We start from the raw sequence: 14,532 nt of genomic DNA, 5'->3' as shown, positions 1-14,532 counted from the left end.
ACCCCTCGTTCAAAAAACACAATTTTCACCCCCCCCCGCCCTAATCCCCCCCGCCGGGGGGGGGTTTTTTTTTAAACCCCCCCCCCCCCCCCGGGGGGGGGCCCCCCCCCGGGGGCCCCCCCCCCCGCCCCCCCTCCCCCTCATCATCTGCTTAGTGGCAGGGATTGATCTTGAAGCCCTTACGGTATTCGGCCGTCGCCACCTCGCGCTCGATCGGCGAAAGCGCTCTGAAGCCACGCAACGGACTACCAAGCGTGTGTCCGCGCACGTGATCGAGCGTCCACATGTCCTTGGAGTCGAAGCGCAGATGGGGTTGCGCGATCATGGTCTTGCCGTCGGGCCGGACAAAACCGAGATCCTTGATCGCGTCGGCGACGTCCCAGCCGTGATAGCAGTCCTCCCATTCACGGCGACCGCTGAAGCGGCCCATTGCCGGCGTCGCGCGGCCCTCGTATTCCGCGGCGAACGCCACCTTGTGGGTCCAACGGCAACCTTCGGAGCAGTAAGTGTAGATCTTGCCGTCGACCTCGTCGCAGACGAAGTCCTCGCGGATCAGGCAAGGGACCATGCAGCTCCAGCAGCGATGCGGGTATGAATAGCCCACCTCGCTGTTGAAGAGGATGTTGGTCTCGCCGGGCACGCTGAGCTTGGCGTGCCATTTCCAGAAATCGCCGAATTCGGCGTACCAACCCGGATATTTGTGCTCGAACCACTCGAAATCACGCTCGGTCTGGGCCTCGATCCGCCAGAAGTTCACCGACCATCCGACCGTGAAGAACTGCGCGGTCTTGTGGACATAGTTCTTCTTGACGATCCGATCCCAGGCGGCGGCGACGTCATCGTGATGGATCTTGATGCCGTACTTCTCGAGCGGCAGCATGTAGGTCCGGTAATAGTCTTCGTAGATCCAGCGATGCCAGAGCTCGGCGTAGGACTCCTTGTTCTTGTCGCGGTTGGTCGTGCCGTACTCGATGAACGTCCCGATCGCGGCATCGACAATCGCGTGATTCTGCCAGAAGGCGTATTTCAGATCGCGCTCCAGCAGCTGGTGGTTCGACGGATCGTTGATCATCGCCATCAGCATCGAGTGACCGTTGCCGATATGACGGGATTCGTCCGACTGGACCGACAGGAACACGGTTGGCAATGCATAGTCGCCGTTGCGCGCCGCTTCCGACGGCATCGCCACGAACAGAGTATTGGTGAAGGCGGTTTCCGCGACGACCGTCAGATAGACGTTGGCCGCGGTGATTGCGTCACCGGTCAGGAAGCCCTCGGCGAACTGGCGGCCGATCGTGGTCGCATAGCATTTGCCGAACGCGGCTTCCGTGATATCGAACCCGGCTGGATCGATGTAATTCTCCATGTACCACTTCTTGAGGTTCATCTGGATCGTCGAGTGCCGGAACTCGTCGACCATCTGCATGGTGAATCCGGTGCGCAATTCCTCGCCGGGCGCCAACCGCCCGACCATCGCCATCGAACGCGCCGCCGAGATCTCCGGGAACGGGATGATCGCCAGGAACAGCTTCATCCACTCGACCCATCGCGGCTCGACATTGCGGAACATGTCGCCGCGCAACGCCGCATCCAGCGCGCCATAGACGCGGTTGTCTTTCTCTTCCTGCATCGGGAAGTATGACCGCAGGACCTGCTTCATCGGGTCGCGCGGTGTCTTCGAGATCTTGTAGTCGGTCGGGAACGTCATCGCCTCCTGCACGTAGCTTGGCGTCCAACCAAGGTCCGCGACGCGGTTGGCCGCTTCAGCGATGCTGATCCCCTTCTGCGCGGTGATCTTGTTCAGTGTCAGACTTGCAGACATTTCCAGCTCCTTTGAACGTTGCGTTATCTTCGGCATTCTCGCTTCGGTTCCGGGTCAAACCCCTGGATCGCGTTGTTGAAATTCTCCGCCGCAAAACACACTTTAAGTCCGTTAAATGGATTGATTGATCTGCTGACTCGTCGTTTCGCGTCAGCCCGATTTCTCGGCGCTGACGGTCTCGTCACCTCCGTTGGCTCGTTTGATGAGAGGTTTGCCTTCGGCAACGAATTTCGCCGAGAGGACCAACGCACCAGTAGCGAAATCCCTGCCGTGCGCGGCGATCATGGCCTCCGCGATCTCGGCCAGCTGAATGAAGAAGGCGTCTTTCGACCCGGCTTCCTCGCTCATGTCCGGTTGCGGAGACGGCATTTGTGCCTGTTGCTTTGATGCAATCATGGTTGCGTTGTTCCTGCTCATCATGCGTGCCCCGAACGTTGGTGGTCGCCGGACGAAGGACCGTTGTCGATCTCCAGCAGGGACGTGTCGAGCCATTCACGCTCGGCCACCAGGCGTCGATGCTCCTCCCGGAGCATCTCCAGGCGCGCGATCGCTCGCTCCAGTTCAGCATGCGCGTCGCTTCCGGCGTCGGCGCGCGCCGCGCTACGCACGGCGCACGCGAATTCGATTTCGGCTCCGCCGCGCGCGTACTCATTCTTGACTTGCATCTCGTTGTTATCGACCATCTCGTCGATCAGCCTGTCCCGGGCAATCATCCGATCGCGGGCGCGCTGCAATTCAGCGGCTTCCTCGGCGGTGATCGGTGGCCGGCATCGGCTGTCCTTTGTCACTCGCGCCACTCTCGTTCGATGATCTGGACCGAGGCTTTGCATGTCGCGGCACATGCCCTACGGGATCAGGACCGCACGGCCATGAATGCGTCCATGATGCAGATCATGAAGCGCGTCATTGGCCTGGCTCAGCCTGTATTCCTTGGTGTGGAGTTCGACGAGGCCGCGATCCGCGAGCGCCATCAGCTCCACCAGCTCGGCGTATGTGCCGACCAGGTTGCCGACGATGGTCTTTTCCGATGTGATCATGTCGATGGTCGGGATATCGATCTTCCCACCGTACCCGACGATGTAGTAGTAGCCGGCGTTCGCTGTCATCGACAGGCCCTTGGCGATAGCGTCACCCTCGCCAACAAAATCGATCACGGCCTCCGCGCCGCGCCCGTCGGTCAGCGCCAGCACCGCCTCGACTTCGTTGCCGTCTGCCTTCACGACATGATGTGCACCGCACTTCTTGGCGAGTTCGAGAGACTGTTCGGCGCGATCGACGACGATGATTTCCGCCGCGCAGAGCGCGGCGAGAACCTGGATGCCGATATGGCCCAGCCCACCGGCGCCGATCACCGCGACATATTCGCCGGGCAACAGATGACGGGATGCCTTCTTCGCGGCGCGATAAGCCGTCAGCCCGGCATCGGTGTAGGGAGCAACATCCTTCGGTGCGAGCGACTTCGGCAGCTTGATCAGGGAGCGCAGTCCCGTCAGCAGATACTGCGCATAGCCGCCATTGGCGTTGATGCCGGGAAACGAGCTGTCCAGCGCATGCATGTCGTCGCCGCGCCGGCACGCGAGACAATGCCCGCTGGTCACCAGCGGATGACAAATTACGCTGTCGCCAACCTTGATCCCTTCGACACCCGGGCCGATCGCTTCGACCCAACCGGCGTTCTCGTGGCCCATGATGTATGGAAGCTTGACGTCGACCTTGCTGCGCCAAATGCCCTCAACGATGTGCAGATCGGTGCGACAGACGCCGGCACCACCGATGCGCACGATCACGTCCATCGGGCGCGAGATCTTCGGGTCAGTTACGTCATCGAACTTGACGAACTCCTTGGCCGTCAGCTTCTCGTCGAACTCATGAAGCACCGCCGCTTTCATTAAACGCCTCCCCGGCAAAATTCTTATTCTGTCGATCTGACGCGATCGCCATCCCGCTGAACAGTTGAGCAAGGGCTGTGCCACGCGCACAACGGCCTGATCTTTCTATTGTTCTTGCGATCTCGGGAGTGCTCGCGCCGATCCGCCTCGGAGCAGATTTTGCGAGCGACTGTTCCGAGACGGAACAGTTCGACGGCTGCGACAGCGGGTGAGCAGAAATTTGGATTTTTGATTGTTTGATCTATGATCGTGAGAACCGCGCCACGCGCGAGAACGACCCGAACCGGGCTACGACCAAGAGGAAATCGCCAAGCCGCGACTCCCGGAGGAGCTATGATGCTGACCGCCAGCCGACGCATGGACAATGCTTGGATGACGCTCGATCAGCGCGGCGCGCCGCCGGCAGAGCTTCTATCGGCCGATATCTACGACAGCTGGATGCGCTGCATTTCGCTTGGTCTCGATACATTGCGCCCTCCTTCGCCCGAATTAGTGAGCGCCGCTGTTTTGCGCCAGGAGCAGCAGCGCTGTTCACTGATTCGCGGCTTGGCGCTAGCGGAGATGCACACGCTGCATCAGCAGATTGCCGGCTCCAATTTCATGATCGCCTTTGCAAATGCCGACGGCTTGCTGCTCGACATCATCTCGGACTCGAGCTTCAGTGATGCCTCGAACGCAGCGAGCATTCGGCCCGGCACTATCTGGACTGAAGCCATTTGCGGTACCAACGGCCTCGGCACCGCTGCGTATCTCAAGCGGGCTATCGTCGTTCACGGGGGCGAGCACTTTTTCTCGCGCTACAACAATCTTACTTGCATCGCGGCGCCAATCTTCGCGCCCGATGGCGAACTGGCCGGAATACTGGACGCGTCATCGGACTGCATGTCGAGGCAGGCGCATACCCAGGCGCTCGTCGTGATGGCGGCAACCCAGATCGAGAATGGTCTGTTCCGTGAACATCACCGCGGAAACATCCTGATCGCTTTCCATAACCGCGGCGAGTATCTGCATACGTTGAGCGCGGGCCTGCTGGCCGTCGACAACGAGGGCAGGATCCTTGCAGCCAACAGGGCCGCAAGCGTCCTGCTGCACGGTCTGCCAGCCTCACCGGGTCGTCGCTTCGCCGACGTCTTTCGTACGAAATTCAACGCCTTTGTCGATGAAGGCCGGCGCAAGGAACGCCAGCGCCTCGAGGACGAGGTCGGTAGCCAGTTCGTCGCAACAATCGAGAACGCGCGCCAGTTCTCGATGATGCAAGCCATCTCGCGGCCTCGGCCGTCGGCGCCCAAGGACGTCCTCACCCAGTTCGTCTCCGCCGATCCGGCGATCGCTTCCGTTGTCCAACGGGTGGGAGTCGCGGCGGTCCGCAAGATGCCGATCCTGATCCGTGGCGAAACCGGCACCGGCAAGGAGCAGCTCGCCCGCCATGCTCATACTGCCAGTGGACGGGCCGGCGCTTTCGTCCCGGTAAATTGCGCAGCGCTCCCTGACAGCCTGATCGAGGCGGAGCTGTTCGGCTATGCCGAAGGCGCTTTCACGGGAGCAAAAAAGGGCGGGGCGGCGGGACTGTTCAAGGAAGCGGACGGCGGAACGCTCTTCCTCGACGAGATCGGCGACATGCCGGTGACGTTGCAGGCCGTGCTGCTGCGCTTTCTGGACGATTGGACTGTCCGGCCGGTCGGTGGCACCAAACGTCAGGTCGACGTTCTCCTGGTGTCTGCCACCAATGCCAATCTCGACGACTCGATTGCGAAGGGCCGGTTCCGATCCGATTTGCTGTTTCGTCTCAACACGCTGGAGGTGACGTTACCGCCTTTGCGCGAGCGTTCCGATTTCGCCGAGATCGCACGCCATTTGATCCACAAGATCGATCCCTTGATGGATTTGACCGCAGGGGCGATCGATCGTTTGGCCGAACTCGATTGGGATGGAAACATCCGCGAACTGCGCAACGTGCTTTCCCGATTGTCGCTGGCCGAGCCCGGAGATCTGATCGACGAGACATCGGTCGAGTCCGTACTTGCACATTCAGGCGGCGAGCGCTTGACCGGCAAGGCGGTGGGTGGTGGGCTCAAGGCCAATCTGCATGAGATTCAGCGCTCGCATGTGCTGACCGCGTATGCGGAAACGGGCAACAACATCAGCAAGACCGCGCGCCGCCTGGGCGTGTCGCGCAATACGATCTATCGTGCCCTGCGCGGCAACAAGGATTAGCACAATCGTGGCGAAGGCTCTGCGGCGACCGCGCGATCTGCGCTGTAACTGGAGGCGTTGAAGTCCAGCCCCTCGTCGGGTTCAATTGGGAGTGTCGCCATGTTTGAACCGGAAAACAGTCTCGAAGCCCTGATGCAGGCTGCCGCAAGAGACACCAGCGTCGTTCCCGCGTTCTATCGCGCGTTGCTCGAGACGGAGATCTACATTCTGACGCCGGAAGCGCCGATGAAACCTGGACGCCGTCGCTCGCTCAAATTTCAGGAGGAGATCAACGTTGCAACGGTCGATTTCCAGAACATGAGATGGCACCCCACCTTCACCTCAAAGAAACGCATCTACGACTATATAAAGCAGCCTGAGGTGTGCCTTGGCGCCGCTGCGCGCAATCTGTTCGAAATGTTGCCTGACTCTAATTTCTGGCTCAATCCGTTGTCCGAATGTCAGAAGCCACTGCCCGCCGCCGAGATCGCTCTCCTCATGAGCGGCGAGATCTTTGACATGCCGATTAAGTCCGCGCGATAGGCGCAGACTTCCTGCCAGATGCTGTCGGCCAAGCGGAATTATTTCGAAAACGGCGCAGCGACATTAGTTCACTAGACCATCTGCCTGATTTCCTGAAGTGTGCCCGCAAAGGCTCGTGGCGAGCCGGGCGGATGGGAATTCGCCAGGCCGAGGTCGGAGCGGCGAGGACAATGATCGAATGAACAGAGGAGCGCTTTGGTCTCAAGCCGGAGCGGCTTGCCGGGGATACCGCTTACGGGGCTGCTCCGATGCTGAACTGGCTGGTCGAGGCGAAGGGCATCGCACCACATATCCCCGTGTTCGACAAGTCGAAGCGAGATGACGGTACCTTCTCGCGCAGCGACTTTCGATATGATCCGACCGGCGACGTCTACCACTGCCCCGGCCGGAAAGCGGCTCGGGACGAGCGGCACCGTGCACGGGGGCAAAACGCTTTTGTATCGTGCGAGCAAGCTCGACTGCGACGCATGCCCGCTTAAACCGCAGTGCTGTCCAAAAGAACCATCGCGCAGGATCCCCGCGCAACATACATGAGCACGCCCGGGACGTCGCCCGGTCGTTCGCTGGCACCGAGGGATTCGAGACGTCGCGACGTCAGCGCAAGAAGATCGAGATGCGGTTTGCGCATTTCAAGCGCATCCTGAGGCTTGGTCGGCTTCGGCTTCGTGGCCCACGGGCGCCCAGGACGAGTTTGTTCTTGCTGCAATCGCTCAAAATCTGAGGCGCCTCGCGCGTTAGGGTCGGCGGATCAAAGCCGGTCGGCCTTACCGAATGGCCGAAAGACATCCGTCGGTTACAGCCGACTTTTGCAACAAAATCGGCCATGCCCGGACATCGCCACAGGCGGGGCTAGCTGACACGTCGCTTGCTTGACACCTCTCGTAGCGTTGGTCTCTAATCCCCAGGCAAGTCCTGAGGCTGGAGGCGAAATTTTCGCCGCCAATCAAGAATAAGGCCAACTGCTCCGCCAGGCGAGTGCCGGGTAAAGGAGCAGAGGCCAAAAATAGCTTCCTGGGAGGGAACAATGGACAGACGCCAGACAATCAAAATGCTTGGTGGTGCGGCGGCGATCGCCGGTACCGGTTTTCCGGGGTTTGCTTTTGCGCAGGCTCAAAAGGAAATGGTCACGGTCGTGAAGATCGCCGGCATTCCGTGGTTCAACGCTCTTGAAAAGGGAATCCAGAAGGGCGCCAAGGACTTCAGCATCAATGCCACCATGGTTGGACCGGCGAACGTCGATCCGGCACAACAGGTAAAGCTGCTCGATGACCTGATCGCCAAAAAGGTCAACGTGATCGGCTTGGTGCCGCTGGACGTCAAAGTGTGCGAGCCGGTGCTCAAGCGCGCCCAGGCGGCCGGCATCAAAGTCATCACCCATGAGGGCCCCGAACAAGAAGGCCGTGACTGGAATGTCGAATTGATCGATTCCGTTCGCTTCGGTGAAGTGCAGATGGAGCGTCTCGCCAAGGACATGGGCGGCGAAGGCGATTACGTGGTTTATGTCGGGACGTTGACGACGCCGCTTCACAACAAATGGGCCGACGCCGCGATTGCCTATCAGCAGAAGAATTTCCCGAAAATGAAGCTCGTCGCCGACCGTTTCCCCGGCGCCGACGAGATCGATACCAGCCAGCGCACGACGCTTGACGTGATCAAGGCCTATCCGAACCTGCGCGGCATTCTCGGCTTCGGCTCGAATGGGCCGATCGGGGCCGGCAATGCGGTGCGTCAGCAACGCCTTGGCAAGAAGATCGCCGTGGTCGGCACGGTGCTGCCGAGCCAGGCGAAATCGCTCATCGCGGATGATACCATCCGCGAAGGTTTCCTGTGGAATCCCACCGATGCAGGTTACGCCATGGTTGCAGTTGCCAAGCTCGTGCTTGATGGCAAGCCAATCACGGATGGCGTCGATGTTCCCGGCCTCGGCAAGGCTGCGGTCGATGTGGCCGGCAAGCAGATCAAGGTCGACAAGATCATGCGGATCAACAAAGAAACCATCGACGGACTGATCGCCGGAGGACTCTAGAACTACACCGGTCCCAGCCGCCTCGTCGCGCTGCATTCCCGGCTTTCCGACCGGGAATGCGATCCTCGTCGAGGCGATCGCTTGACGAGCGGTCCCATTACAGGACGAAGCCTTGACGACTTTCCTGAAGATGTCCGGCATATCAAAACGTTTCGGCGGCGTGCATGCGCTTCGCGACGTCGATCTGACGCTGGAGGTCGGAGAGGTGCATTGCCTTGTCGGCGAAAACGGATCCGGCAAGTCCACGCTGATCAAGATCATTTCCGGCGTCGAGGCGCCGGAACCAGGAGGCCGGATCGTCATTTCCGGCAAGGAGTACCCAAAACTAAGCCCGGTCTACTCCACCCATTGCGGCATTCAGGTCATCTATCAGGATCTATCGCTATTCTCCAACCTCACCGTCGTCGAGAACATCGCCATGGCGCACCATCTTGGCGGCGTCCACACGGTGAACTGGTCCTCTATGCGGGCCATCGCCATGGCCACAATGGCGAAGGTCGGCGTTGAGGTCGATCCAGAAACAAAAGTCTCCGAACTCAGCATTGCCGGACGCCAGCTGGTCGCGATCTGCCGGGCCTTGGCGGCGGATGCCAAACTTCTCATCATGGATGAGCCGACGGCGTCGCTGACCCGCCACGAGGTCAACACCTTGATCAAGCTCGTCAGCGACCTGAAAAGAAGCGGTATCTGCGTCGTATTCGTGAGCCATCGCCTCGACGAGGTGCTTGAGATTGCCGAACGCGTGACGGTGTTGCGGGACGGCGCCAAGGTAGGCACCTTTGCCGCAGCGACCATCAACGGCAGCAAACTCAGTCACCTGATGACCGGGAAGGCTTTCGAGTATCAGAAACAGGTGCCCGACCTTGCCGTGGGTGCGGTTGTTCTCGAGGTCCAGGGGCTTGGCCGCGATGGTGACTACGACGATGTGAGCTTGCAATTACGCGCCGGAGAAGTCGTGGGCCTTACCGGATTGCTTGGATCGGGCCGAACCGAGCTCGCACTGTCGCTGTTCGGCATGAACCCACCCGATCGAGGCACCATGGCGCTTGACGGCCACCGCATCGCGCTGAACACGAATGCAGACGCGATCCGTCGAGGCATCGCCTACGTATCTGAAGACAGGCTTACGCTTGGCCTCATCCTTGACCAGTCGATCACGTCGAACGTCACGCTGACTGTGTTGGAACGTCTCGCCGGCGCGTTCGGCCTGATTGGCGCACGCGCGCGGCAAAGCCATGTTGCGCGATGGGTCGCCGAACTCGGAATCAAGGTCTCTGATCCCAACAACCCGGTCAAGACGCTCTCCGGCGGCAATCAGCAGCGGATCGTGCTCGCCAAATGGATGGCGACCAACCCACGAGTGCTTATCCTTGATAGCCCAACGGTCGGTGTCGACATCCGCGCTAAGGATGGGATTTATGAGATCATCCGGCGGCTGGCCCGCGAGGGCGTCGCAGTGCTGATGATATCAGACGAAATCCCCGAGGTGCTTTATCACAGCCATCGCGTGCTGGTGATGCGCGAAGGGCGTTTGACTACTGACGTGATGGCCGCAGACACCTCCGAAGATGCGCTTCGGCAGGCAGTCAATGCCTGAATCGCGGTTTGCTTCATTTGGCAGGTTTCGGCGCAGCCATGAGTTCTGGCTGTTGATCGTGATCCTCGTGCTCTGCGTCAGCCTGGGCGCGGCGAACGGCCAGTTCCTGACCATGCAGAATCTGTTCGACCTGCTGACCTCCTACGCATTCGTAGGCATCCTCGCCCTCGGGCTGCTCGTGGTGCTGATCGCCGGCGGAATCGACATCTCCTTCACGGCGACGGCATCGGTGGCGCAATATGTCACGCTTACGGTGGCGAACGCATACGGCGCGAACTGGATCTGCGTTTTTGCGATCGCGATCGGCATTGGCGGTGCGCTCGGCGCCCTCAACGCGATCTTCATCCAGAAGCTTCGGATACCATCAATCATCGTGTCCGTCGCAACGTTGAACATTTTCTATGGGCTGCTGATTTTCTTCACGGGCGGTAAATATATCTATTCGTTACCCGACTGGTTCGCGACCGGGATATTCTGGTTCGAGTTCGATTGGGGCAAAGATACGTCCTACGGCGTCAACCTGCAGATCCTCGCGCTCGGGTTCTCATTTCTCTTCACCTGGCTCCTGCTCAATCGTAGCAATATCGGTCGTCAAATCTACGCCATGGGGGGCAATACCGATGCCGCGCAGCGACTCGGCTTCCATGTCTTCGGCCTCAACATGCTGGTCTATTGCTACATGGGGGTCATGGCCGGTATCGCCTCACTGGTCCAGGCGCAGCTTGCACAGTCCGTCGCTCCGACGGTGCTGGTGGGCAAGGAGCTCGATGTGGTTGCGGCCGTCGTGCTCGGCGGCGCCAGCCTGATGGGCGGCGTCGGCACCGTTCTCGGCACGTTTCTGGGGTTGGCACTGCTCGCCATCCTGCAGAATGGAATCATTTTGCTTGGCGTTTCGTCCTACTGGTCGCCATTTTTTGTCGGGTTGGTCATTCTGATCTCGGTCTCGGCAACAGCCTGGTCGCAGCGAGAACGGCGGACCCGGAGCGCGCGGCCATGAGAAATGAGTCCACCCTCGCCCTTCGCGGACGCCTGATCCGTTTTGCCGGCAGCGGGACGATCGCAACCCTGATGCTGTTGTTGGTCGCGCTCTGGTTGGTGTTCGCCATTACCATCGGCGACCGGTTTTTCTCCGTCAACACGCTGCAATCGATGGCCTTCCAGATGCCGGAGCTCGGCATCCTTTCGCTTGCGATGATGCTGGCCTTGTTATCTGGAGGCCTCAACCTTTCCATCATCGCCACCGCTAATCTCTCTGGACTGACCATTGCCTTCCTGCTGACGCACTACATTCCGGGCACTCAGGGCATTGCCTGGGTCGGCGTACAGGTGCTGGCGATTGCGGCAGGGTTTGCCGTCGCGGCACTGGTCGGCCTTGTCAACGGATTTGTCATCGCCTATCTCGGCGTTTCGCCGATCCTCGCAACCCTCGGCACCATGACACTCTGCAAGGGACTCGCGATCGGCCTGACGCGCGGCAATGTCATCTCCGGATTTCCGGAGCCCATTGTTTTCATCGGCAATGGAACGGTTCTCGGGGTGCCTTTTGCCCTGATCGTGCTGGCGCTCTGTGCGTTGCCGGTCGCGCTCATGCTAAACGCAACGCCCTTCGGGGCAAGGGTTTACATGATCGGCTCGAACGAGAAGGCAACCCGCTACTCCGGCGTCGATACCCGCGCCGTCCTGCTCAAGCTATATGTCCTCTCGAGCCTGCTCGCCGGTGTCGCAGCGGTCGTCATGCTGGCACGTTTCAATTCAGCCAACGCGGCATATGGCGAGAGCTATCTGCTCGTCACCATTCTTGCAGCAGTGCTCGGTGGCGTCGATCCATTTGGCGGCTTTGGCAAGGTCGGCGGATTGCTGCTTGCGCTGATAATCCTTCAGGTGATCTCCTCGGCGTTCAACCTTCTCAATCTCAGCCAGTTCCTCACTCTGGCGATCTGGGGGGGCATCCTGATTGCCGTTGCTGCGGTTCCCCATCTGGGCGGCAAAGCGCCCCGGTAGACAACGATGACAAGATCGGAAGCCTCTCCCCGGATCGCGGTTCTCGACATTGGCAAGACGAATCTGAAACTGCTGGTCGCGAGTGAGGACGGCTGGCCGCTCGAAGCACTTTCGATCCCGAATGTGCCGACCACGGCAGGACCATACCTCGCCTATGATCTTGCCGGGCTGGAAGAGTGGTTCCTCGACACTTTGGCCGTGGTGACGCAACGCCACACCATCGGCGCGGTGATCGCGACCGCGCATGGGTGTGGCGCCGTTCTTGTCGAAGGTGACGAGCCAGTGCTGCCGATGATGGACTATGATGCGGTCTCGCCGCCTGAGATCGACCAGACCTACGCCCGGATTGCGCCTGCCTATGATGAAGTGTTTTGCGGTATCAGCGGCGCGATGCGGCTCGGCAAGCAATTGCTCTGGCAGGAAAGCGCATATCCCACCGAATTCGCCCGCGCGAAAACCTATCTTACGACTGCGCAGTATTTCGCCTTGCGGCTCGGCGGGTGTGCTGCAAGTGAAATTTCACAGCTCGCGGCTCAGAGCCATATCTGGGACCTTTTCCACCATCAGCCTTCCTCCCTGATGCGCAAGCGCGGCTGGGACCGTCTTCTGCCGGAGCGGGCATCCGCCGGTGCGGTGCTAGGGAGGATTTCGGAGGCCGTAGCCAAGCGTACCGGCCTGGCGCGCTCGACCGAAATCCTCTGCGGCGTGCATGATTCCAACGCCAACCTGTTCCGCTACAAGGCCGCCGGCATGGCCGATACCTCGATCCTATCAACAGGCACCTGGATGATCGGCTTTCAGCGCGGCCTCGCGCTAGACAAGCTCGACGCCACACGCGGCATGGTGCTCAATATCGATGTCGACGGTGAGAACGTACCCTCCACGCTGATCGCGACAGGCCGCGAATACGACTTGATCAGCAGAGACCACGACGCTTCTGATGCAGCCGTCCTCACCGCATTGCCGAGTCTACTGGCCCTTGGAACCCTGGCACTCCCCTCCTTCGTTGGGGATGATGGACTGTTCCCCGGTGCAGCTCACCGCGGACGCATTATCGGACCGCGGCCCGAGACGCCAGCCGAATGGCAGGGGTTGGCAGTCCTCTACGCCGCATTCAGCGCAAACCGCTGTCTAGATGCGCTTGGCAGCTCGAAACACATCGTCATCGACGGTGGCTTCGCCGCCAACCTGCCCTTCGCGCGCGCTCTGGCCGCGTTGCGGCCATCGCAGAGCGTCTCCGTGAGCCAATCTCGGGATGGAACGGCGCTCGGCGCGGCGCTGCTGTGGCGGAGATTTTCGCGTACGATTCCGGTTTCGAGCGTGGTGCTTGAAGCTGTCACGCCGCTCGGCGAGGATGAGTGCAAACGCACCCTTTCCGCCGCCTATCAATCCTGGATTTCTTTTTCGGAGCACCCATCATGACAGACCGCAATCATGCCGATCTCCGCCAGGGCATCGTCGATACCTGCAAGGAGATGAACCGAAACGGTCTCAACCAAGGGACTTCCGGCAATCTTTCGCACCGGATTCCAAACGGCATGCTAATCACACCGACAAGCTTGCCCTACGAGCGCATGCGGTCAGAAGACATTGTCGCGATGGATTTTGCCGCGAATTACCAGGGCAACCATCGCCCTTCTTCAGAATGGCGTTTTCATCGCGATATTCTGCGAGCGCGGGCCGACATAAACGTCGTGCTTCATACGCATTCCACCTTCAGCACCATTCTCGCCGTGCACGAGCGTGGCATTCCCTGCTTCCACTACATGGTCGCGGTAGCCGGTGGCAACGATATCCGTTGTTCGCCTTATGCCTGCTTCGGCACACAAGCGCTGTCGGATTATGCCGTCGATGCGCTCGAAGGACGAAATGCCTGCTTGCTCGGCCATCATGGCTTGATCATAACGGCGCAGACATTTGAAAAGGCGCTTTGGCTTGCCGTGGAGGTGGAGACCCTGGCGAAGATGTATGTCCACGCGCTGGCGATCGGCGAACCTCCGCGCCTCAGCGAGACCGAAATGGCACAGGTCCACGAACAGATGAAACGCATGGGCTACGGCCAGGCGCCCGATCTTGACGACGTCGGTGATGTTCCACGCGCCATGCCTCAGTCGAAACTGGCGCCACATTGACTCAGAGTGTCGTTGAACGCGGCTAGTCTTCTCTTCGCTAAGGAAACTTGCAAGCAACTCTACCAGCCGCTGGTGATCAATCGAAAATTGTCAGACAGCGTGCCAATATCCCTTGTGAATATCGAACTTCACGGCGCCGTCGTCACGCATCTTCAACAAGAGCGATTGGCAATCGTCCTCATGCTTTATGTTCACGCGCTTCATGATTTCGAAAACCTTCAGAGGCTTTTCGCCAAGGGCAATCAGAATCTTGTCTCGATCAGTCATTGGGGCTCCTTGTATCGGCATCGGCGACGGTACGCGCTGTGCAGATCGTCTGCAACGGCCGC

Annotated in this window: 13 protein-coding genes and 1 pseudogene; 9 read left to right on the top strand and 5 right to left on the bottom strand. The window is 60.0% G+C overall.

Annotated features, from left to right (window positions below):
• Nucleotides 1–151: 151 nt before the first annotated feature.
• The 4 genes from AC0L3X_RS25475 to AC0L3X_RS25460 form a co-directional block, all read right to left on the bottom strand.
• Nucleotides 152–1,822, bottom strand: coding sequence for an aromatic/alkene/methane monooxygenase hydroxylase/oxygenase subunit alpha (locus AC0L3X_RS25475; protein ID WP_028156528.1), 1,671 nt, complete (start codon nt 1,820–1,822; stop codon nt 152–154).
• Nucleotides 1,823–1,972: 150 nt separating this feature from the next.
• Nucleotides 1,973–2,242 carry a hypothetical protein gene (locus AC0L3X_RS25470; RefSeq protein ID WP_283017538.1) on the bottom strand — a complete coding sequence of 90 codons (270 nt, stop codon included), beginning with the start codon at nt 2,240–2,242 and terminating at the stop codon, nt 1,973–1,975.
• Nucleotides 2,239–2,610, bottom strand: a complete 372-nt coding sequence (locus AC0L3X_RS25465; RefSeq protein WP_187387930.1) for a hypothetical protein — start codon at nt 2,608–2,610, stop codon at nt 2,239–2,241. Before AC0L3X_RS25465 ends, AC0L3X_RS25470 begins: the two co-directional genes overlap by 4 nt.
• Before the next feature lie 57 nt (nt 2,611–2,667).
• Nucleotides 2,668–3,711 (bottom strand): NAD(P)-dependent alcohol dehydrogenase, encoded by a 1,044-nt coding sequence (locus AC0L3X_RS25460; protein WP_063981231.1) that lies wholly within the window; start codon nt 3,709–3,711, stop codon nt 2,668–2,670.
• A 336-nt stretch (nt 3,712–4,047) separates the two neighbouring features.
• Here AC0L3X_RS25460 and AC0L3X_RS25455 point away from each other — a divergent pair, with 336 nt between their 5' ends.
• The 9 genes and pseudogenes from AC0L3X_RS25455 (at nt 4,048) to AC0L3X_RS25415 (ending at nt 14,203) form a co-directional block, all read left to right on the top strand.
• Nucleotides 4,048–5,925 carry a sigma-54-dependent Fis family transcriptional regulator gene (locus AC0L3X_RS25455; RefSeq protein ID WP_063986104.1) on the top strand — a complete coding sequence of 626 codons (1,878 nt, stop codon included), beginning with the start codon at nt 4,048–4,050 and terminating at the stop codon, nt 5,923–5,925.
• Between the two features lie 99 nt (nt 5,926–6,024).
• Nucleotides 6,025–6,447 (top strand): SseB family protein, encoded by a 423-nt coding sequence (locus tag AC0L3X_RS25450; RefSeq protein ID WP_063981230.1) that lies wholly within the window; start codon nt 6,025–6,027, stop codon nt 6,445–6,447.
• Between the two features lie 137 nt (nt 6,448–6,584).
• A pseudogene (locus AC0L3X_RS25445) lies at nt 6,585–7,185 on the top strand (transposase); the annotation flags it as partial.
• A gap of 286 nt (nt 7,186–7,471) precedes the next feature.
• Nucleotides 7,472–8,473, top strand: a complete 1,002-nt coding sequence (locus AC0L3X_RS25440) for an autoinducer 2 ABC transporter substrate-binding protein (RefSeq protein ID WP_028150067.1) — start codon at nt 7,472–7,474, stop codon at nt 8,471–8,473.
• A 112-nt stretch (nt 8,474–8,585) separates the two neighbouring features.
• Nucleotides 8,586–10,070, top strand: coding sequence for a sugar ABC transporter ATP-binding protein (locus AC0L3X_RS25435; RefSeq protein WP_063981229.1), 1,485 nt, complete (start codon nt 8,586–8,588; stop codon nt 10,068–10,070).
• Nucleotides 10,063–11,067 (top strand): ABC transporter permease, encoded by a 1,005-nt coding sequence (locus AC0L3X_RS25430; protein WP_063986103.1) that lies wholly within the window; start codon nt 10,063–10,065, stop codon nt 11,065–11,067. The genes AC0L3X_RS25435 and AC0L3X_RS25430 overlap by 8 nt, the downstream gene beginning before the upstream one ends.
• A complete protein-coding gene (locus AC0L3X_RS25425) occupies nt 11,064–12,071 on the top strand; it encodes an ABC transporter permease (protein ID WP_063981228.1) in 1,008 nt (335 codons plus the stop codon). The genes AC0L3X_RS25430 and AC0L3X_RS25425 overlap by 4 nt, the downstream gene beginning before the upstream one ends.
• Before the next feature lie 6 nt (nt 12,072–12,077).
• Nucleotides 12,078–13,493, top strand: coding sequence for an acetate and sugar kinases/Hsc70/actin family protein (locus AC0L3X_RS25420; protein WP_283017539.1), 1,416 nt, complete (start codon nt 12,078–12,080; stop codon nt 13,491–13,493).
• Complete coding sequence (locus AC0L3X_RS25415) at nt 13,490–14,203, top strand: class II aldolase/adducin family protein (RefSeq protein WP_063981226.1); 714 nt, start codon at nt 13,490–13,492, stop codon at nt 14,201–14,203. Before AC0L3X_RS25420 ends, AC0L3X_RS25415 begins: the two co-directional genes overlap by 4 nt.
• Before the next feature lie 90 nt (nt 14,204–14,293).
• On the opposite strand, the gene AC0L3X_RS25410 is transcribed toward AC0L3X_RS25415, so the two are convergent.
• Nucleotides 14,294–14,470, bottom strand: a complete 177-nt coding sequence (locus tag AC0L3X_RS25410; protein WP_167768162.1) for a hypothetical protein — start codon at nt 14,468–14,470, stop codon at nt 14,294–14,296.
• Between the last annotated feature and the right edge of the window lie 62 nt (nt 14,471–14,532).

The organism is Bradyrhizobium sp. MI1.7, assembly GCF_055811795.1.
The sequence above is the reverse complement of the archived record's forward strand: the minus strand, read 5'-3'. Positions and strand labels throughout refer to the sequence as shown.

Coding starts and splice junctions, on each gene's coding strand:
- AC0L3X_RS25455 (WP_063986104.1), top strand. CDS start 4,048: ATGCTGACCGCCAGCCGACGCATGGACAATGCTTGGATGACGCTCGAT.
- AC0L3X_RS25410 (WP_167768162.1), bottom strand. CDS start 14,470: ATGACTGATCGAGACAAGATTCTGATTGCCCTTGGCGAAAAGCCTCTG.
- AC0L3X_RS25475 (WP_028156528.1), bottom strand. CDS start 1,822: ATGTCTGCAAGTCTGACACTGAACAAGATCACCGCGCAGAAGGGGATC.
- AC0L3X_RS25440 (WP_028150067.1), top strand. CDS start 7,472: ATGGACAGACGCCAGACAATCAAAATGCTTGGTGGTGCGGCGGCGATC.
- AC0L3X_RS25420 (WP_283017539.1), top strand. CDS start 12,078: ATGACAAGATCGGAAGCCTCTCCCCGGATCGCGGTTCTCGACATTGGC.
- AC0L3X_RS25430 (WP_063986103.1), top strand. CDS start 10,063: ATGCCTGAATCGCGGTTTGCTTCATTTGGCAGGTTTCGGCGCAGCCAT.
- AC0L3X_RS25425 (WP_063981228.1), top strand. CDS start 11,064: ATGAGAAATGAGTCCACCCTCGCCCTTCGCGGACGCCTGATCCGTTTT.
- AC0L3X_RS25470 (WP_283017538.1), bottom strand. CDS start 2,242: ATGATGAGCAGGAACAACGCAACCATGATTGCATCAAAGCAACAGGCA.
- AC0L3X_RS25415 (WP_063981226.1), top strand. CDS start 13,490: ATGACAGACCGCAATCATGCCGATCTCCGCCAGGGCATCGTCGATACC.
- AC0L3X_RS25460 (WP_063981231.1), bottom strand. CDS start 3,711: ATGAAAGCGGCGGTGCTTCATGAGTTCGACGAGAAGCTGACGGCCAAG.
- AC0L3X_RS25450 (WP_063981230.1), top strand. CDS start 6,025: ATGTTTGAACCGGAAAACAGTCTCGAAGCCCTGATGCAGGCTGCCGCA.